15 protein-coding genes and 2 tRNA genes are annotated in these 19,074 nt (G+C 44.7%); 9 read left to right on the top strand and 8 right to left on the bottom strand.

The genetic code is table 11. The features are described from left to right. Positions 1-147 precede the first annotated feature (147 nt). The 5 genes from D464_RS0105130 to D464_RS0105150 form a co-directional block, all read right to left on the bottom strand. Positions 148-789: a hypothetical protein gene (locus D464_RS0105130; RefSeq protein WP_018910447.1), complete on the bottom strand. Its 642-nt coding sequence runs from the start codon at positions 787-789 to the stop codon at positions 148-150. A gap of 272 nt (positions 790-1,061) precedes the next feature. Continuing rightward, a complete protein-coding gene (locus D464_RS0105135) occupies positions 1,062-1,724 on the bottom strand; it encodes a ParA family protein (RefSeq protein ID WP_004384244.1) in 663 nt (220 codons plus the stop codon). A 34-nt stretch (positions 1,725-1,758) separates the two neighbouring features. Beyond that, positions 1,759-2,472, bottom strand: a complete 714-nt coding sequence (locus tag D464_RS0105140) for a hypothetical protein (RefSeq protein WP_018910448.1) — start codon at positions 2,470-2,472, stop codon at positions 1,759-1,761. A 4-nt stretch (positions 2,473-2,476) separates the two neighbouring features. Then, complete coding sequence (locus D464_RS0105145; protein ID WP_018910449.1) at positions 2,477-3,226, bottom strand: hypothetical protein; 750 nt, start codon at positions 3,224-3,226, stop codon at positions 2,477-2,479. 281 nt (positions 3,227-3,507) lie between these two features. After that, a complete protein-coding gene (locus tag D464_RS0105150; protein WP_018910450.1) occupies positions 3,508-4,203 on the bottom strand; it encodes a hypothetical protein in 696 nt (231 codons plus the stop codon). 2,191 nt (positions 4,204-6,394) lie between these two features. Between D464_RS0105150 and D464_RS13610 the strand changes: the two genes are divergently transcribed. From D464_RS13610 to D464_RS0105185, 6 genes are all read left to right on the top strand, one after another. Then, positions 6,395-6,532, top strand: a complete 138-nt coding sequence (locus D464_RS13610; RefSeq protein WP_018910451.1) for a hypothetical protein — start codon at positions 6,395-6,397, stop codon at positions 6,530-6,532. Positions 6,533-7,332: 800 nt separating this feature from the next. Then, positions 7,333-7,500, top strand: a complete 168-nt coding sequence (locus D464_RS13615; protein ID WP_018910452.1) for a hypothetical protein — start codon at positions 7,333-7,335, stop codon at positions 7,498-7,500. A gap of 1,125 nt (positions 7,501-8,625) precedes the next feature. Continuing rightward, positions 8,626-9,828, top strand: coding sequence for a replication-associated recombination protein A (locus D464_RS0105170; protein ID WP_018910453.1), 1,203 nt, complete (start codon positions 8,626-8,628; stop codon positions 9,826-9,828). A 576-nt stretch (positions 9,829-10,404) separates the two neighbouring features. Continuing rightward, positions 10,405-11,355 carry a D-2-hydroxyacid dehydrogenase gene (locus tag D464_RS0105175; protein ID WP_018910454.1) on the top strand — a complete coding sequence of 317 codons (951 nt, stop codon included), beginning with the start codon at positions 10,405-10,407 and terminating at the stop codon, positions 11,353-11,355. Then, positions 11,352-11,999 (top strand): trimeric intracellular cation channel family protein, encoded by a 648-nt coding sequence (locus tag D464_RS0105180; protein WP_018910455.1) that lies wholly within the window; start codon positions 11,352-11,354, stop codon positions 11,997-11,999. Before D464_RS0105175 ends, D464_RS0105180 begins: the two co-directional genes overlap by 4 nt. 102 nt (positions 12,000-12,101) lie before the next feature. After that, positions 12,102-12,175: transfer RNA gene (locus tag D464_RS0105185), tRNA-Arg, on the top strand. Between the two features lie 985 nt (positions 12,176-13,160). Here D464_RS0105185 and mnmE read toward each other — a convergent pair. The 3 genes from mnmE to D464_RS0105200 are packed head-to-tail and all read right to left on the bottom strand — an operon-like array spanning position 13,161 to position 16,246. Then, the gene (mnmE, locus tag D464_RS0105190; RefSeq protein ID WP_018910456.1) at positions 13,161-14,552 is read right to left on the bottom strand and encodes a tRNA uridine-5-carboxymethylaminomethyl(34) synthesis GTPase MnmE; all 1,392 of its coding nucleotides are present in this window, start codon (positions 14,550-14,552) and stop codon (positions 13,161-13,163) included. Between the two features lie 4 nt (positions 14,553-14,556). Further along, on the bottom strand, positions 14,557-15,315 hold the full coding sequence (locus D464_RS0105195; RefSeq protein WP_024985951.1) for an exodeoxyribonuclease III: 759 nt from the start codon (positions 15,313-15,315) through the stop codon (positions 14,557-14,559). Positions 15,316-15,370: 55 nt separating this feature from the next. Continuing rightward, positions 15,371-16,246 carry a nucleoside phosphorylase gene (locus D464_RS0105200; RefSeq protein ID WP_018910458.1) on the bottom strand — a complete coding sequence of 292 codons (876 nt, stop codon included), beginning with the start codon at positions 16,244-16,246 and terminating at the stop codon, positions 15,371-15,373. Positions 16,247-16,947: 701 nt separating this feature from the next. Here D464_RS0105200 and D464_RS0105205 point away from each other — a divergent pair. From D464_RS0105205 to D464_RS0105215, 3 genes are all read left to right on the top strand, one after another. Then, complete coding sequence (locus D464_RS0105205; RefSeq protein WP_018910459.1) at positions 16,948-17,406, top strand: hypothetical protein; 459 nt, start codon at positions 16,948-16,950, stop codon at positions 17,404-17,406. Positions 17,407-17,806: 400 nt separating this feature from the next. Beyond that, complete coding sequence (locus D464_RS0105210; RefSeq protein WP_018910460.1) at positions 17,807-18,709, top strand: HAD-IA family hydrolase; 903 nt, start codon at positions 17,807-17,809, stop codon at positions 18,707-18,709. Positions 18,710-18,845: 136 nt separating this feature from the next. After that, a tRNA-Met gene (locus tag D464_RS0105215) sits at positions 18,846-18,918 on the top strand. Positions 18,919-19,074: the final 156 nt, after the last annotated feature.

The raw sequence follows: 19,074 nt of genomic DNA on the forward strand, positions 1-19,074 counted from the left end.
TTCCGTTAGGAACTCCACTCCTTTTGGAGGGGTCAAGGGAGACTTCCTCAACCATTCCTTCGTACGCAAACAGTACTATCCACTCCCCTCTCCATTCGGAGAGGGGGCGGGGGTGAGGCTGTAGTTGGGCTGGGCTCAAGCCCTCCCTTACAGCAAACTCTCCCCAAAGATAGCGTTCTTAATATCCTTTTCATGCTCGAAGACGAAGCGCGCCACGATAGCACTCAATATAGCTGTTGACGGCAACTTGATACTCGTAGCCGACTTCAAACGGTCCAAGACGCTCTTCAAATCAGAGTCTATATACACCGTTGCAAGGCGTGAGTCGCGCATTTTATAGTCTCGCGCAAGGTCGAGGAAGAGCCGCCAACTGTCCTCACCACTGTCCTTTGCCATTGAATACTCACGTGCCAACTGCCTGCCCTCGGCTTTGGGTAACTTCTTAGCAGCTGGTGCCGTGCGGTCTTTCTCATCCTTGACAGCCTCGGTCACGGTATGCTGTCCGAAGTGAGAAGCATGTGCAGTCGCCTCCGTTTCAGCCGTCTCGTCCGTTGTTTCCGATGCCCTTTCGACCGTTTCTGCATGCTCGTTTTCAACTGTTTCGACCGCCTCACTCACTTCCTTTGGAGCCTCTTCAGCAATCGCTTCTTCGTCCTCAACGATCTCATTATCAGATTGTTTCCCTTCTGTGTTAGTAGTAGCAGCATTCGTACTAACTCTCTGTACGCTATGAGCCAAGTCTGCCATTGCACCCGGCATCATTACCATTGTTTTCTTCTTCTTTGCCATGTTTAATTCAAAATAGTATTTTAAAAAGCCAAAACTAAACTCCAACCAACCTAACCCCCGCCCCAACCAGCCTCACCCCCGACCCCTCTCCGAATGGAGAGGGGAGTGATTAGATAGTGTGGATGTCATTATCTAAATAATTCCTACCCCTCGCATTTAGTACTATCTACTCCCCTCTCCATTCGGAGAGGGGGCGGGGGTGAGGCTGTAGAGGGGGCAGAGTGAGGCTTTTTGAGCGGCTGATGTGAGGCTGGTTGGGGTCTGATTAGCTTCTATTTCATTCTTTTAATCATATACTCAAACGCTTCCTTCACCGCACTCCGTTGGGTAGCTAAAAGCTCAAAAGTATTCGTGCGCTTCAGTGTAGCACGACTGTTTACGGCCGGCGTAACCTTTCCGAACTTACCAAAAACATCATCCGTTTTCTCCCACATGTCCTGCTCCTCCGCCGTACCAATGCGTGGATCAATGCGGTTAGGAACGAAGAACAGCTGTGCATGCATTTGTGGGTTATGCTCGCGTAAGACGTTGAGAACCTGCACGAAAGTACCTGTCGAATCGAGTGTCTTGTCCTCATATTCATACGGACAAACGATGTAATCGGCATCAACGAACAGTGGTGCCAATCCGTCCTCACTGATGTTACCCGGCGAATCGAACAACACGAAGCCGTCAACCTGCGATGCCGAATCCATCAATTCTTGCATGGTCTCGACATCAGTCACATCGAAATCCTGCACGTTGTAAGGCTCTTCTTCACCCTCATAGAGCTGTGCATCTTTCTGACGTTGCATGAGGATGGTCTTCTGCAAGTCGGTATCGATGATGCAAACATCCTTGCCTTTTGAGGCGAGATAATTAGCAAACAGGATGCAGAGGGTGCTCTTCCCTACCCCACCCTTTTGGTTTGCAAATACTACTTTCTTATTCTTCATTATTGTTATTGATATTTGTTTCTATTCTTATTAATTATATTGTCGTATTATTGTCACCTATCAGTACACGCTTCCAAACTACTCCAATGGCGATGACGTCAGCGATGATAAAGACCCATAAGATAAATCCAATGGCATGCGAAAGACTATCATTTATGCCATCACTGAAACCGAGTAGGCAGATTATGAATGCACCTACAACGACAAAGATGAGACTTGCCAGCATACATATCTGGCTGATTATCAACCGATAGAGCCGCCCGCTCGTGAGCATGAGCATGCGTATCAAGATGAACAGATAGGTCGCAACTGTCACCCAACGAGATAGACTCACGATGGTTTTCCAGCTTATATAGAAGGCTTCGCCACTATAGTCTGCCTCGGAGAAAAGCTCTAAGGGCTTCACATCTGTTAGGTAGATTACACCGAAGACTACGCATATCCATGACACGTAACTAACTATTGCCCACCCACTTACAGTGCGTCCCAAGCGGTGCGCCACACGTGCAAATACGGCGATCATAGCCATGAAAGAATAGCTCACCAAAAGCTCTGCTATCATGGAGAAATGGTCGATGAGCGTGTTTTGTTCATCTGTGAAAATGTTGTCATTAACGATCTCTAACTGACTACCTAATGCCATTACGTCACCCAATACACCTAAGATGAAGAGCGAAAGGAGGGCACTCATGAGGTTCTCCTCGCCTTTCGTTGCAGGCAAACGGTCTATTATCTTTTCTTTTCTCATTGCTTTATTCGTCTATAAAGGGGTCTTCTTCGTCCCGCAACAACCACATTCCATCGGTGGTGTTATCCATGCTCGGAGCATGGAGATGGGCTGCATCTAAAACTCTTCTCCATAGTATTCCGATATAGAGAACAACGGAAACATAGGATAGAATCAATGGTATTTCAACAATCCAGGGGGCGTTGGTAGTGGCTGTAGGTAGGCAGAATTGAAATAGGATAAGGAATGCGCAAAAGGTAGCTAACTGCTTGACAAACAATATCCTAAGGTCTCCTTTGCTCAAAAAAATCGACCGAACGAGGATGTAAACATAGCAGAGTAAGCTCAAAGAAATGCACGATAGGTACAGTCCGTTGGCTAAATTGAGAATGTTATTATCAGTCACGGCGACTGAAGAATAGTTGATTTCACACATGACAACGATGTCTGCACAGAGGTTGACGATCAGGAAGAAAGCAAACAACCAAGCAGCTATTGCAATACTCATCCAGCCGAAGTGCGACTGACCAATGCGATGGATTACGATTCCAAAGAGGGTCATCAATCCCGCAAAACCGCAATAGAATGGGACGATGGCAATAGTCTGAAGCTCCATTTGACTTAGTCCGGAACCATACCAAAAGAGGGTGTTTGGACCAAGGATATATACCAAGCTATAGGCAATTATGCCCATGATATATAGCAAAAGGAGGATATTTGAAGCTCTTTGCTCCCATTTTCTCACAGGCAAAAAAGTTACATCTTTAGCATCCATAACGGTATTTAATCGCTATTTGGGTGGCTTTTAATAGCCTTATTGAACATTATTTACTTATTAAACTATCATTTTGTAAACTCTACCCTACCCTTTTCTTCGTCATTTCTGGCGTATTTTAGACTTCCTTGCCATCTGCCCGCAAATATCGAAAATATGCGCTGTATTAATGTAGAGAAATCTTACTTTGAGTAGGAGTAACGCCCCTCTTCCACCTTATTATATATATATTATATATAAATTCGTGGTTGAGAGGTAGCTTCTCTATGGTTGAGTCGCCTCTACCCTATCACCTCCTCATCTGGAATATCCGACGACATCGAACCGCGAAGGGCTATCGCTGGAATCAAACCAAGCACGAAGACAATCAGTGTTAGGATGGTTCCGTAAGTGTCGATGGCTGTCATTGATAGTCCGCCCACCTCATTGTACATATAATAAAACACTCCGCCAGTTAGGAAAATGAGTATCGGACAAATGATGAGGGACATTCCGTACAAACGAATCGAGCCTCGGAACTTACGCACCAAACCGATTCCCAAGAATAGATTCAATAGTCCAATAACAACGTTGTTGTAGCCCCTGAAGGTCTGAATCAATGCTTCCTCGCGTGGCGTTTCCATCATTAAGTCGTGTGCTGGCAACAATGCCTTGTAACAAACAGCAGCTGTTCCTAAAACGGACAAAACCATAATCACGAGCAGTGCCAACTGCAAAATGAAATGCTTACTATTATTCAGGCATCTGCGAAAAACCTCCCACATCACGAGCTGGGTGGCGCAAACAAGAATCGACTCAGCTATCTGAATGGCTGAAGAACTCTGAACAGTAGCAAAGGTCTCAGTCAATGAAGTCGACCCTTCAGTGGGTGCTCCTGTCCAATGATCTACGATGTTTACCAAACTAAACGCTATAAATAGTCCAATGCTCCAGTTGAGTGTCTCACTCTGAACAGCAGATATTTTAAACCTCTTCATACGTATTTATATATTTACATTAACGCTTATCTATACAAATAAACACCTATTCGTTCATTTATATTAATGTGTATGCAAATATACACCTAAATACTGAAAGAAACAAATACATTCAAATGTTTTTGTTGAAAAAGATAATCATTTAAATCATTAAAAACGCATTTAAATAAGCAAATAAATAAACTATTACGTTATTACATTTTTATATATATAATCATTAAAAAGCGTTCTTTCAAATATAGACAAATACTTAAATAAATATAGAAGTTATATTAAGAGTGCTTTAAAACATTATTAATTAAATATATATTTATGTATTAATAGAGAAAAAGAAAGGCTTTAAAACAAATACTATATATTTATTTATTCACATAAACAAACAACCTTAAAGCAACTAAAAGGACTACATATTTATATATAATAGCGTTATACAAGAGAGCAGAAAGGTGGCAATTAAGAAATAAATATATATTTAAATAAAGATACAAAAGCATTGGAACGAAAAGAAGAAACGCACTTCTATAAGAGAAGTATCAATAAATAAACAAATATATAAACATTTATAATATTGTTATTCAATGCCTTATAGATTATTCGTAAGTGTTTTATAATGTAGAGGAGGTACATCCAACAGTGTGAGAAGATTGACTTCCGCAATAAATTAAAGTCTCTCTTAGGCAATAATATCATGTTTTGACATGAAAAGGAAAGTAAGTGATAAGGTGAAGTAAAATATCTATTTATATATAATTGAATAATAAAGAGAATATAAAAAGGACGTAAACAGATATATAACAGACGCCAACATTCAATTAGAAAAGATATAATATACTTTTATATTAATATATATTTTAAGGTTAAAACAAAGATAATTTTAAATGAATAGATATTTAATTAAAAACATAATAAGCGTAAATAAAGATATAAACAAGTAATAGTATATTTATATATAATCAATAATTACAAAGCAAATAATTATCTTATTACATTATTACACTTATGTATTTTTATATATCTAAGTGCTTGAACAAATAAATAATAACGTATTAAAACAAAAGAGATAATAGACAAAGATATATAAAAAGAAAGGTATTTTTATATTTATATATAGATACGTTTAAAAATAAGGAAGTATAAATATAAATAAAAAGAAGTGTAAATAAACATAAAGGGAACTGGAGTTTAAGTAAGAGTAATGGGTTGGGAAAGACAGAGGAACATAGGAACACGAGACTTAGAAATCTATTCCTAAAACGGAAAAGTATAAAGACATGCTATTTAAATGACGCATCCTTAGAAAGAAAAAGCATAATGAGCTTACCTTGAATGAACATATTTCTTTCCTCTAAATACACCTCCAAGTAGGGACTGACGAGGGCGTTTCGTGATAACAAAGAAGGCGTTCCGTGAGCGTAAAGAAGGTATTTCGTGATAACAAAGAGGGCGTTTCGTGATAACAAAAAAGGCGTTTCGTGACAACAAAGAAAGCGTTTCGTGATAACGAAGAGGGCGTTTCGTGATAGCAAAGAAGGCGTTCCGTGATAACGAAGAGGGCGTTTCGTCAATTTCAAAAGATGTAGGATAAAACTATGAAAAAGAGTGAGTTAGATTAGGGAGGACGAATGGGTGAATAACTAAAGGCGGACAGACGAGAGCGTCTGTCCCTACGGGTGAGGAGGAAGAATGACACTGCAAAATGGATTAAGTTAGATTCGCATAACCTTTAAAGAGGTGGGATAGAGTTCTTTGGAGGGCTGCGATAGGGTATTGGAGAGAGGTGGAATAGGGTATTTTGGGGGCTGCGATAGGGTATTGAGGGAGGTGCGATAAAGTGGTTGGGGAGATAAGATGGGGAAAAGGGAAAGGCAAAAAAGGAAAAAGGGGGAGGCGAAACAGAATTATAGCATGAGTGGATTATTTATTAAATGGCTGCTTTGCAATGTGGAATAAACGACAAATTAGAAAAGAGAAGAGGGTGGGGGAGGGCTGAAAGAGCCACAAATTAATAAGATGATGAGCGGTAAAGTGGAGGGAAAGAGCCACAAATTAATAAGGTGATAAGCGGCAAAGAGAAAGGGAAAGAATGGCAAATTAATAAGGTGATGAGTGGGAAAGTGAAAGGGAAAGAACGACAAATTAGAAAAGAGAAGAGGGTGGGGGAGGGCTGAAAGAGCCACAAATCAATAAGGTGATGAGGGGGAAAGTAAAAGGGAAAGAACGGCAAATTAATAAGGTGATGAGCGGCAAAGAGAAAGGGAAAGAGCCACAAATCAATAAGGTGATGAGCGGTAAAGTGAGGGGAAAGAGACGACAAATTAGTAAGGTGTAATTGATGGGGAGAAATGCAAAGAGCGACAAATAGGGAGAGAAAACTTGAGAGGGTGAAAGGAAGAAGTGCGACAAATTAGTAAGTAAAAACGCAAGGGAAGTGTGGAGGGAAGCGTTAAAAGGGCGACAAAAAAGGAAGTTTTAAGTGGAAAGAAAGGCTTGCGACAAATTAGGAAGGTGTTTCCTTGGGTGCAGATAACGATGTATTCCTCTGTAAATCAGTATGTTTATGGTAGGAGTTAAAGGCAAACGGCGACAAAAAAGTGAATTGTTTGGACTGAAGTTAAATGTTTCGTGGAGAAGATAGAAGTTATATCTCTGTTTTACAGATGGTTAGATGATCTCATTGGAGGGCTTTTGAAGAGAAATAAGTTACTAATATGTCGCATATAAAGGGGGCTTAATTGGCGACGAAAACAGGATAATTTAACAGAGAGGAGGGGTTTATTCGACAAAAAGGGAAGAAAAAACTCAAATTGAAAGAGGCGTCACTTCTAATAAAGGAGACACTTTGGGAGCATTAAATAAACGACAAAAAGGGAAGAAAAATATGGTGCTGCACGATGTGAGAAGAAGTCGGATTTGAACCTTAAAAAGGGTAGAAGGAGTTAGAGAAAATCGATAAGAAAAATAGGAGAATATTGGTTGGGAAAATACCAAACGAGGCTTCGCTGAAATTGAGAACAAGGTAGACAAAAATAGAACTTACCGAATGACAGGAGGGTAGGGGAGGGCTGAAAGCGAACGTAAGAAAGACGAAACGGGACAGAGCTATACGACTAAGAACAAAACACTTAGCCGATGAGTTGCACACGAGCTAAGCGATCAAAAGAATTGGAGGAGACCGATAGCCTCACACGCACGGGAGCGACAGAAAATGAACAAAAGACCGACAACGAACGACAAAATGAAGCCAAAGAAGCAACGGAAAAAACGAACAGCAACAAACGAGCAAAGCCCTTCCTTTGAATGAGCGGACACCCTTCTGCAAACAAAGAGACGCTTTCTTCACATGGAAGAGACGCCTTCTTCACATGAAAGAAACGCCCTCTTTGAATCGAAGAAACGCCTTCTTCACAGCGAGCAAACGCCCTTTAATGCTATGTGCGACAAATAGGGAGGGTCGCCTAAAACACCTTAGTAAAAGTCATCTCCACACAGGGAATAATCTTTTAAACCTTTAATTTAAAAACTTCTCTTCGAGTTAGATATCGTTATTTAATCAATTATAAGATATTAGTAAGGGTACTTTAAGATTCTGATACACAATAGTTTGCGAGGTTATTTGCCGACATATTAGTAAGTTAGCGACGACAGATTAGTAAGGTGGTAGCGACAGATTGGGAAGGAGAATGCGACAAATTAGTAAGTAAAAGGTGTATCGGTTCGACAGAAAGGGAGGGTTGGTTCGACAGAATGGGAGGCTTTTTTGGTTTTTTGTGAATAGTTATGACAAAACAAGGAAATTGTTAGCTGTGATAGAGAGGATAATCGTCTTTTTGATACGAAAAGCCGTTTTGGGGCGGAGTAAATAGTGGAAACTAATATAAAGGATAATCAGTTATAAGATACTAATTGCTTGATAGTTACAAAAGTAAGCGTTTTTAAGGTCGACAATAAGGTAAGATTTTATGTGAAGAGAGTTATGCAAAGATACGACAAAGTGGTAGGTTTTTGAAAAACATTTACTTGTTTTGGGGATAGGTGAGGGTGAGGAGTGAGGCAGATGGGACTGATTGGGCAGATAGGAGAGGGTGAGGAGTGAGGCGGATGGGGCTGATAGGAGCGGGTGATGAGTGAGGCAGGTGGGGCTAATTGGGTGGATAGGTGAGGGTGATGAGTGAGGCAGATGGGGCTGATTGGGCAGATAGGAGAGGGTGAGGAGTGAGGCAAATGGGGCTGATTGGGCGGATAGAGAGGCATTGGAAAGCCGCCAAACCAGTTGGTTATCCATCATTTTAAAGGCTGAATTTTGGATTATGAGAATAATTGCTTACTTTTGCCTATTGATATATAAGGTTCCTGCGAAACGTCGGTAAGACCATTGCGGACGGTGAGCAGGAGCGGAATTTATCGATAGAGAAACGAGAAGATATGGAACCATTGGCAGAAAGGATGCGTCCCCGGACGCTGGATGAATACATTGGGCAGGAGCATCTTGTGGGTCAGGGAGCTGTCTTGCGACGTATGATCGACAGCGGTCATATCAGTTCGTTCATCCTCTGGGGACCACCGGGCGTAGGCAAAACCACGCTCGCTCAAATCATTGCCCATCAATTAGAAACACCCTTCTACACGCTCTCGGCGGTGACAAGTGGTGTAAAAGATGTACGCGAGGTAATCGATCGGGCGAAGAGCGGGAGGTTCTTCAATTCGGTTTCTCCGATACTCTTCATCGACGAAATCCATCGATTCTCTAAGTCGCAGCAAGATTCCTTGTTGGGGGCTGTGGAGAAAGGAGTTGTGACGTTAATAGGCGCAACGACGGAGAATCCCTCATTCGAAGTCATCCGCCCACTGCTGTCGCGTTGCCAGTTATATGTGCTGAAATCGTTGGGGAAAGACGACCTACTCCGCCTCGTGCAACGTGCAATTACGGAAGACACGGAGCTGAAGAAACTCACGATAAAGCTCTCCGAGACGACCGCCCTACTGCGTTATAGCGGTGGTGATGCACGTAAATTGCTCAATATTCTCGACCTTCTCGTGAGTGCTCGGACGTCAGATGAGATTGTTATCACCGATGAGTTGGTGGAGAAAGAGCTGCAAGAAAACCCCTTGGCATACGATAAGGACGGTGAGATGCACTATGACCTTGTGTCTGCATTCATCAAGTCGATTCGTGGAGGAAACGCCGATGCTGCCCTCTATTGGATGGCTCGCATGATTGAAGGAGGCGAAGATCCGCGCTTTATCGCACGCCGTGTAGTGATCAGCGCAGCCGAGGATATCGGACTTGCGAACCCCAATGCTCTATTGCTGGCAAACGCAGCTTTCGATGCAGTCGACCGCATAGGATGGCCGGAGGGACGCATACCTTTGGCGGAAGCGGTGGTCTATCTCGCTCGTTCCAAGAAGGACAATTCGGCTTATAAGGGTATCAATGCCGCCCTTGAGGAGGTGCGCCGTTCGGGTAATCTGCCCGTTCCGTTGCACCTTCGGAATGCACCGACAAAGTTGATGAAAGATCTTGGTTATGGCGATGGATATAAGTATCCTCACGATTACGAGGGGCATTTTGTCGAGCAACAGTATATGCCGGATGAGTTGGAGGGGAGGGAGTTTATACCCACTTGACAGCCTTAGACTCGTCCACAACCAGCCTCACCCCCGTCTACAACCGGCCTCACCCCCGTCCCCTCTCCGAATGGAGAGGGGCGTGAATAGTGCTGTTTGCATAACAAGGGAGTGGTTGAGGATGCCTCCCCCGACCCCTCCGAAAGGAGGGGAGTGTTGCTTGGACGTTGGCTGGGGATGGTCGGTCGGTGTGTAACGAGGCTGTACCTCTTTAGCTGGAACAGCAGGACAGCAAACAAAGGGGTGCTCTTCTTAAAACGAAGGGGGCGTTTCTTTGAAGCGAAGAGAGGCTTTCTTCATAGCAAGGAAACGCCTTCGTTGATGGGAATGACAGCCTCACAGCCTCTCCGAACCAGCGGTCACTGACCAAAGGGAAGTAATGGAGAGGGGCGTGAATAGTATCATTTTCTATAGAACAAGCAACTTGTCTACTCGTCAACTATCAACTCGTCAACTTATAAAAACAAATAATAACAACAAAAAGAGGCTCTTCCTCTTATCCTAACTCGACCCCGTTAGGCTACATCCCCTCCTTTGGAGGGGCTTGGGGAGGCTTTAATTAAATAATAAAAAAGTATGAAACTAGTTATTCTCGACTGCCATGCAGTCAACCCTGGCGACCTTTCGTGGGAGCCAATAAAGCAACTTGCTGATTGTACGATATACGAAAGAACACGACAGGAAGATGTCGTTGAACGTGCAAAAGACGCTGACGGAATACTCATCAATAAGGTGAATATCACTGAAGAAGTGCTCCAACAACTGCCTAAACTGAAGTATATTGGAGAGCTGGCAACAGGTTATAATAATATTGACATCGCTGCGGCACGTGCAAGAGGAGTTGTGGTTTGCAATATCCCAGCCTATAGTACCGATAGTGTGGCACAACATGTTTTCGCCTTACTATTGAATGCTGCAACACGAGTAGACCATTACGCCGAGGCTGTCAGACGTGGTGAATGGTGCAAGCAGCAGGACTTCTGCTATTGGGATACGCCTCTGATCGAACTTGCGGGGAAAACTCTTGGTATTGTCGGACTCGGTCACATCGGTCAGAAAGTGGCGCAGATTGCGCACGCCATGGGCATGGATATCTCGGCATACACCAGTAAGAACAGCACCGATCTACCCGAGTGTATCCGCAAGACAACCCTCGAAGGACTCTTTAGTACGTCTGACATCATCACCCTCCATTGCCCATTGACGGCAGAGAATACGCACATGATCAATGCAGAAAGTCTACAGAAAATGCGCCCCGGAACCATCCTTATTAATACAGGACGCGGTGCGCTCATTGACGAACAGGCAGTTGCCGATGCCCTCGAAAGCGGTCATCTCAAAGCCTATTGTGCGGATGTTATGACCGACGAACCGCCTCGGAAGGACAATCCCCTTCTACAACAACCCAACGCATATATCACTCCGCACGTGGCTTGGGCTACTCGTGAGGCACGCGAAAGACTCATGGCTATTGCCGTGGAGAATATCAAGAAATTCATAGAAGGCACTCCGCAAAACTGCGTATGACCTACACTGACCCCCATCTCGTCCGTACCCTCCAGGTCATCTTGGAGTTCCTTGGTACCTTCGCGTTCGCCATCTCCGGTATACGGCACGCCGCCCAGAAGCACTTCGATTGGTTCGGAGGCTACGTATGCGGCTTTGCTGTAGCCATCGGAGGCGGTACGATACGTGATGCCATGCTTGGTGTGCGCCCGTTCTGGATGTCGAATATCATGTACGTGTTGGTTACTGGACTTGCACTCTTCCTCGTTATCCTATCAAGGAAATGGATCAAGAGGCTCGATAACGCATGGTTCGTCTTCGATACACTGGGCTTAGCTCTGTTCACCATAGCCGGTATTCAGAAGACCATCGCATTAGGTCATAGCTTCTGGGTAGCCGTTATCATGGGTTGTATCACAGGTGTGGCAGGTGGCGTCATACGTGATGTTCTGTTGAATAACATCCCCGTCATCTTTCATAAAGAGATTTACGCCGTGGCAAGTGTGGCAGGAGGTCTCACCTATTGGACACTCTTCTCGCTCGGAATGGGGCTTCCCCTGACGGTGATAGTCTCCTTTCTTATGATTTGTGTAATACGCTTTGTTGCAGTAGGTTACCATATTTCGCTGCCCACACTACACGATGAAGACGAAAAGAAAACGTAAAAAAGTTGATGAAAAGTTTGGTGGGTTGGAAGAAAAGTGATACCTTTGCACTCGCAATTAAGCAATAGCATTATTGCTCTTAGCGTTTGCAACCATTTTAATGGTTCCGTAGCTCAACTGAATAGAGCACTTGACTACGGATCAAGAGGTTACAGGTTTGAATCCTGTCGGAATCACATAGAGGACATCTTAACGGTGTCCTCTTTTTTTTGTGTGCGTGTGCAAAGACAGAGTAACAGGTTTTTTGAAGACAAAGTAATGGGTTTTTAAAGACAGAGTAACATAGGAACATGGGCGTAGTAACAGATGTTTTAGACAGAAGGACATAGTGACATGGGAACCCCTCCCAGCCTCCCCCAAGGGGAGAGAAGAAGCCTCACCCCCAACCCCTCTCCGAATGGAGAGGGGAGTAAATACTACTATTAGCAAACAAAGAGGGCGTTTCTTCACATCGAAGAGACGCCCTTTTCATTGCAAGGAAACGCCCTCTTCAAATTGAAGAAGGCGTTTCTTTAATTAAAGATAATGCCAACCTGTAGGGACAGACGCCCTTGTCTGGGAACTTCTCCCAGCCTCCCCCAAGGGGAGGAGCGCTTCACGGAAGTTAGTTAGGATTAGTATTTTAGATTGAGGATGACACCACAAAGTAGGGACAGACGCCCTCGTCTGGAAACCCCACCCAGCCTCCCCCAAGGGGAGGAGCGCTTCACGGAAGTTAGTTAGGATTAGTATTTTAGATTGAGGATGACACCACAAAGTAAGGACAGACGCCCTCGTCTGTCCGCATAGGGGAAGCTGCTTGTAATGTAAGGTGGAATATTGGAGCGGACAGACGAGGGCGTCTGTCCCTACTTAAGGAGCCTCACCCCCTCTCCGAACCAACGGTCACTGACCGAAGGGAAGTAATGGAGAAGGGAGTAGATAGTATTGTTTCCTACAGAACAAATAACTCGTTTACTCGTCAACCAGTCCACTCGTCAACTCGTACCAACTACACTTTAGAAGTTAAGCAAAACCTTTGGGGAAGACATCCCCTCCTTCGGAGGGGCTTGGAGAGGCTTTAATTTGAATTGTGAACTTTGAATTTTGAATTAAAGAAAAGCCTATCCTAACTCGCTTCCGTTAGGCACTCCTCCCCTCTGGGGAAGCTACTTTCCGTCCTTACTTGCCTATGCAAAAGTGCTTAAAGATATTCCCCAACACCTCATGGGGGGTAATTTGTCCACCGGTAATATCGGCTAATTCGTTAAGACAAATGCGGAGATCCTCACTGATGAGGTCGCCGGAAAGGTTCATGGCGAGGGCTTCTATGACACGGCGGATGGACTCGTCGGCACGAGTGAGGGCTTCGTAATGGCGGACGGAAGTGATGATTACACTGTTCTCGTTGATCTCTGGAATATTAGCCGATATGTAGATAAGTTGCTCCAGTTGGTCGATATTACGCTTATACTTGGCAGATATGGCAACCACGGGGCATGGACTATCGCTCGCGGAAACCTCTTCTGCGGCACTCTCATCCACTTTATTGTGCACGAGGATAAGGCTCTTTCCCTCGCAACGAGCCTGCATATCAGACAGTTCCGATGTTCTGGGCGGAGTGTCAACCACCCACAGGATGATGCGAGCCTCCGCCAGTTTCTTATACGATCGTTCGATTCCGAGTTGCTCAACCTGATCGTCCGTGTTACGCAAACCAGCTGTGTCAATGAAGCGGAAAGTGATCCCCTGTATCTCTGTCGTGTCTTCAATAACATCGCGGGTCGTACCATGAATATTTGAAACAATCGCTTTCTCTTCGTGTAACAAGCAATTCAAAAGCGTTGATTTACCCACGTTTGTCTTGCCAATGATGGCTACCGGCACTCCACGCTTCAGTGCGTTACCTGTTTCAAACGACTTGATAAGCACCGAGATACGCTCGTGTATTGTCTCTGCCAACGCCTTCAACTGCCCCCGATCAGCAAACTCTAACTCCTCATGATCGGAGAAGTCGAGCTCTAACTCAAGTAGGGACGTCATCTTCAAGAGCTGATCTCGTAGCTTGGAGAGTTCCGAACTGAAGTGACCTTTTAGTTGGCTCAATGCCACCTGATGGGAGGCTCTGTTCGTTGCAGCAATCAGGTCGGCAACAGCCTCCGCCTGACTCAAGTCCATCTTACCATTCAGATACGCCCGTTGGGTGTATTCCCCCGGTCGAGCCTGTCGGCATCCAGCATCGATAAGTGCCTTTACCACCTGATTAAGAACGTATGCCGAACCATGACACGAGACTTCCGTACTATCCTCACCCGTATAACTATGTGGGGCACGAAACACACTCACAAGGACATCATCAATCTCTTTTCCGTCCTTGTCGATAATCACTCCATAATGTAGCGTGTTCCCCTTTGCTTCGTGGAGCGGCTTCTTCCCCACCCCACGAAAGACCTTCTCTGTCAGTTCAATCGCCTTTGCGCCACTCACTCTGACCACTCCAATGGCTCCACCAGGCTGCGTTGCGAGTGCTGTAATTGTATCTGTTGCAGTCGAAGAAATCGTGTCTAATACCATAAAATCATATATTAATATCCAGTAGTAAGGGCACATTACACGAACCCTCCACCTCTTGAAGGGGATAACAATCCGCTACCTTCCCAGTTAATTGCTTACTAATAAGAAACAAGTCAATCCTATATCCTTCCTTATTTATCCTGTACTCCCCTCCAAAAGGGTAATATGTGAAACCCTCCTGTTGCTTATTAGGATGCAAATATCTATACACGTCCATCAGAGCCTCCGCCTGCATAAAATGTTCGAAATCGATATGCTCTTGTCTGGTAAAGCATGCTGTCGACTTGACGGACACGTTATCAAAGGCATCAATATCCTGTTGGACGATATTAAAATCACCACAGATAATACAAGGCTTATGGGCTTGTAACTGATGAATAATATGTTGGAAAGATTCAAACCAATCGTGCCGATACATTCGTGTCGACTGCTCCTTGCCAGCATAAGGCACATATACACCAACGATATACACGCTCTTCAGCTCTGCAACTATCATGTGTTCCCGTTTGTAAACACCTTTCAGAAATTCGTCTAAAAGGTTTCCTTGGTTCGATGATTTGGTGAATAACGCTGTACCAAGGTGTGCCGAGTCATCCGCCTCATTCCATATTTGATGATATCCAACGATATTGAAGCGTGCATCTACCGTCTTTATCTTGGTTTCCTGTAGGCAAACTATGTCTGGTTCCCAGCCTTCCAACATTGATAGAAAGGCAGGGAACGCCGACCGCATACCAAATATATTCCAAGAGATAATGCGCATTAAGGGGATAGCCTCATCTTATCTTCATCAGACAACACCCATTGCTCCCACCTTATTATATACGTCTGAGGACGGTCTCAATCAATCCATCGATGGAATTCTTATAGTTGGCATTCGCCTCTTTAGCCAATCGGTTGGCTATAACCATGCAACAGGTGACAGCCTTATGACCCATGAGTGTAGCCAAGCCAGCCAACGCTGACGACTCCATCTCAAAGTTCGTCACGCGCAAACCATGGTATTCAAACTTCTCAATCTTCGTATTTAACATTGGATCTTGCAGTGGTAAGCGTAGCTCGCGACCCTGCGGACCGAAGAAGCCACCGCACGCGATGGTCACACCTCGCACCATATCATCGCCCGCAATACGGTCGAGCAACTCGCTATCAGCGCATGACACGTAAGGATTACCCATCTGCATGTCCCATTGCACCTGCTCTTTAAACTCCCGTTCAAAGTCTAAATCACATGCTTGATTGCGCCCGGCATAGAAGTTCAGAAGCCCATCAAAACCAATACTCTTGGCTGATGCGATGTAAGTACCCACTGGAGTGTAAGGCTGCAGACCACCACATGTACCAATGCGAACCAATGTCAACTGTCGCAACTGCTCATTTTCATAACGTGTCTTAAAGTCGATGTTTGCCAAAGCATCCAGTTCGTTAACAACAATGTCGATGTTATCACAACCGATACCTGTGCTTAATGCCGTGATACGCTTCTTGTGGTAAGTACCCGTAATGGCTCTAAATTCACGGTTAGATACCTCACACTCAATGTCTTCAAAGTGTGACGCAACGAGTGCCACACGCCCGGGATCACCCACAAGGATGACTTTGTCAGCTAAATTTTTAGGTTTTAAGTGTAGATGGAAAACGCTTCCATCATTATTGATAATGAGCTCTGAGGGAGCAAAATACTTCTTCTCCATATCAAAAGGTGTTTGGGTAAATATTATAACTACTATCTCTTAATTGACAAAGATACGTAAAAAAGCGGAAAGTAACAAGTTTTTTCGGATAGAAAAGCAGAATGCTTTAGAGAGAGGAACACAAGAGTAGAAACCCCACCCAGCCTCCCCCAAGGGAAAGAAGCAGCCTCTCCCCCGCCCCCTCTCCGAATGGAGAGGGGAGTGAATAGTATTGTTTGCAAACAAAGGGGGCGTTCCGTTGATGTGAAGGAAGCCTCTCCTTGATGCGAAAAAACGCCCTTCTCGATTGGAGAAGGGCGTTCCCTTGTTTTTAGTTCTGCTGTTCCAGCTAACGAGGCATAGCCTCGCTACATCCCGACTATACACCATTTTGTACGCAAACAACTCTGTTTACTCCCCTCTCCATTCGGAGAGGGGACGGGGGTGAGGCTGTCGTTGGGCTGATGATGAGGCTTCTCTTTGTTAACAGATGTTACTTCTTAGACTAATTTAAGGAAACTTTTTTATCAAGTGAACATCCTTTGCACAACTAAAGACTATCTTTGTCAGCGATTCAGGTGAGTGCTATTTTCCCCAGAGCGGTGCCCACTGATGACCAAAAGATGCCACATCCTGCCCATCTTCTCCGATCATTTAACGATGGTAATGAGCAGGAACAACGTGAGAGAAAACACAGTATAAATTGTTAGAAGAGATCATCTATGAACAATGAACACAAGAAAGCTACGGCTTTGAAAGCGACAGTGAAGTGGACAGAAGAGGACAAGCAACGATTGAAGTCCACGATTATTAATGATTTTTACGACCTAATCAATCGAAGTGAGAAGGAGGGTTTGTATTGGAAAGGTGCCACCTGCGACCTTATTGATATGGCGCACATGGTATGGGAGAGTGGCGCTTTGCTGCGATCAGATGGGCGTCCGATGGACTTCATCACGATAGTGCGCAACATCTGTCGGGTGCTCCATGTGCTTGCTCCCCGCAACCCCTCTTCAACGATTATGGCGGTTCGTGCGCGCAAAAACGTGCGTGTCGGTCCCCTGTTGGATCGCTATTTATATGTTATGAATGCCGCTGGTATTCAGGATCCCATGCGGTTGGAGATTAGGAGGAGAAAGCCTCACCCCCGCCCCTCTCCGAATGGAGAGGGGAGTAGATAGTATTATTTACAAACAAAGAGGGCGTTTCTTCGATGTGAAGAGACGCCCTTTTCATAACGACGGAACGCCCTCTTCAAATGGAGAAGGGCGTTCCTTTCTTTTTGCCCTTTCGTTCTTTGCTAACGAGGTTCTGCCTTGTTACACTGAAACTATATGACACAGAGCCTTTTAGCAAACAACCTTTTCATATAGAACTAATCACAACTTTGAATTGTGAATTATGAATTTTGAATTAAAGAAGCCCTCTTCTAACTGGCTCCGTTAGGCACTCCTCCCCTTGGGGGAGGCTGGGTGGGGTTCCCGTGTTCCTATGTTACTTTGTCTTTAAAAACCTGTTACTCTGTCTTCAAACAACGATTTTATGCTTACCTTTGCAGCCTAAACAGGAAACCAATACATTATGATGTCTATCAAAACGAAGCTGCAGGGACTATCTTTCCGGACGGGTGCAATCATCCTTCTGGTATGTGTTCCGTTCTATATACTGTCCTTTGCTCAGATGCTCCTACCGCTTTCCACCAGTACAAAGACGGTGTTATGGGCGGTGTTCTTTGGCATTGCGAAACTGTTTCAATATAGTGGTATTGCCATCCTCGGGGTCGAAGGCTACAAACGATTAAAACGCAGCTTGACACGCAGAAGAGGCAAGGGAGGAAGAATAGAATTGGTGATCTTCGACTTTGATGGAACTCTCGGCGACTCGCAGAAGCTCATTACTGATACCATGCTTGCCACTGTTGACGAACTCGGACTGCCGTCGCCTACACGCGAGCAGTTTGCTACAACCATTGGACTCCCGCTGCGCGAGTGCTTCACGAGTATAATGACCTTGACCGAAGCGGAGGCCGATGCCTGCGAGAATACCTACCGTCGTATCTTCGACGAGAAGAATGTTAAGGGTGCTGTGACGCTATTCTCTGGTGTGAAGGACACGCTCAAGCGATTGCATGCAAAGGGTATTCAGCTGTCGATTGCCAGTAGCCGTTGCCATCGAACACTGGCTTCATTGGTCAGCGATCTATCCCTCGGTCCATATATCCAGTACGTCATTGGCTCGGATGATGTACAGCAACATAAACCCGAGGCGGAGTCTGTTTTAGTAACACTGGAGCATTTCGGTGTGCGTCCCGAGGCTGCTGTTGTCGTTGGTGATACCGAGTTTGATATCCTCATGGGGCGCAATGCTGGGGTGCATACCATCGGTGTAAGCTATGGAAATGGGAGTCGGGAGAGCCTCGAGAAAGCTGGTGCTGAACAAGTGATCGACCATTTTGAAGATTTAGAAAAAGTGCTGATGGTATGATGGAAAGTACCAATAAAACCATAGGAAGGTTATATTTTTTTCGATATTATTTGGTAGTTCGGATAAAAAGTAGTACCTTTGCACACGCAATTCAGGATTAGGACTAATTCAATTAGTCGTTATCTTTGGTTAATATCGCGGGTTGGAGCAGTTGGTAGCTCGCCAGGCTCATAACCTGGAGGTCGCATGTTCGAGTCCTGCACCCGCAACACTTCATCGCTTAGGAATCCTTTTTCGAGGATTCCTAAGTTTTTTTTATATAGGAGTAACAAGTCTTTAAAGACATAATAACAAGTTATTAAAGACAGAGTAACAGGTTTTTAAAGACAAAGTAACATAGGAACACTGGCGGAGTAGCAGATGTT

Source organism: Prevotella veroralis DSM 19559 = JCM 6290, from assembly GCF_000377625.1.
GTDB lineage: Bacteria > Bacteroidota > Bacteroidia > Bacteroidales > Bacteroidaceae > Prevotella > Prevotella veroralis.

Coding starts and splice junctions, on each gene's coding strand:
- D464_RS0105150 (WP_018910450.1), bottom strand. CDS start 4,203: ATGAAGAGGTTTAAAATATCTGCTGTTCAGAGTGAGACACTCAACTGG.
- D464_RS0105130 (WP_018910447.1), bottom strand. CDS start 789: ATGGCAAAGAAGAAGAAAACAATGGTAATGATGCCGGGTGCAATGGCA.
- mnmE (WP_018910456.1), bottom strand. CDS start 14,552: ATGGTATTAGACACGATTTCTTCGACTGCAACAGATACAATTACAGCA.
- D464_RS13615 (WP_018910452.1), top strand. CDS start 7,333: ATGAGTTGCACACGAGCTAAGCGATCAAAAGAATTGGAGGAGACCGAT.
- D464_RS0105170 (WP_018910453.1), top strand. CDS start 8,626: ATGGAACCATTGGCAGAAAGGATGCGTCCCCGGACGCTGGATGAATAC.
- D464_RS0105180 (WP_018910455.1), top strand. CDS start 11,352: ATGACCTACACTGACCCCCATCTCGTCCGTACCCTCCAGGTCATCTTG.
- D464_RS0105200 (WP_018910458.1), bottom strand. CDS start 16,246: ATGGAGAAGAAGTATTTTGCTCCCTCAGAGCTCATTATCAATAATGAT.
- D464_RS0105145 (WP_018910449.1), bottom strand. CDS start 3,226: ATGGATGCTAAAGATGTAACTTTTTTGCCTGTGAGAAAATGGGAGCAA.
- D464_RS0105195 (WP_024985951.1), bottom strand. CDS start 15,315: ATGCGCATTATCTCTTGGAATATATTTGGTATGCGGTCGGCGTTCCCT.
- D464_RS13610 (WP_018910451.1), top strand. CDS start 6,395: ATGAGGGGGAAAGTAAAAGGGAAAGAACGGCAAATTAATAAGGTGATG.
- D464_RS0105210 (WP_018910460.1), top strand. CDS start 17,807: ATGATGTCTATCAAAACGAAGCTGCAGGGACTATCTTTCCGGACGGGT.
- D464_RS0105175 (WP_018910454.1), top strand. CDS start 10,405: ATGAAACTAGTTATTCTCGACTGCCATGCAGTCAACCCTGGCGACCTT.
- D464_RS0105135 (WP_004384244.1), bottom strand. CDS start 1,724: ATGAAGAATAAGAAAGTAGTATTTGCAAACCAAAAGGGTGGGGTAGGG.
- D464_RS0105140 (WP_018910448.1), bottom strand. CDS start 2,472: ATGAGAAAAGAAAAGATAATAGACCGTTTGCCTGCAACGAAAGGCGAG.
- D464_RS0105205 (WP_018910459.1), top strand. CDS start 16,948: ATGAACAATGAACACAAGAAAGCTACGGCTTTGAAAGCGACAGTGAAG.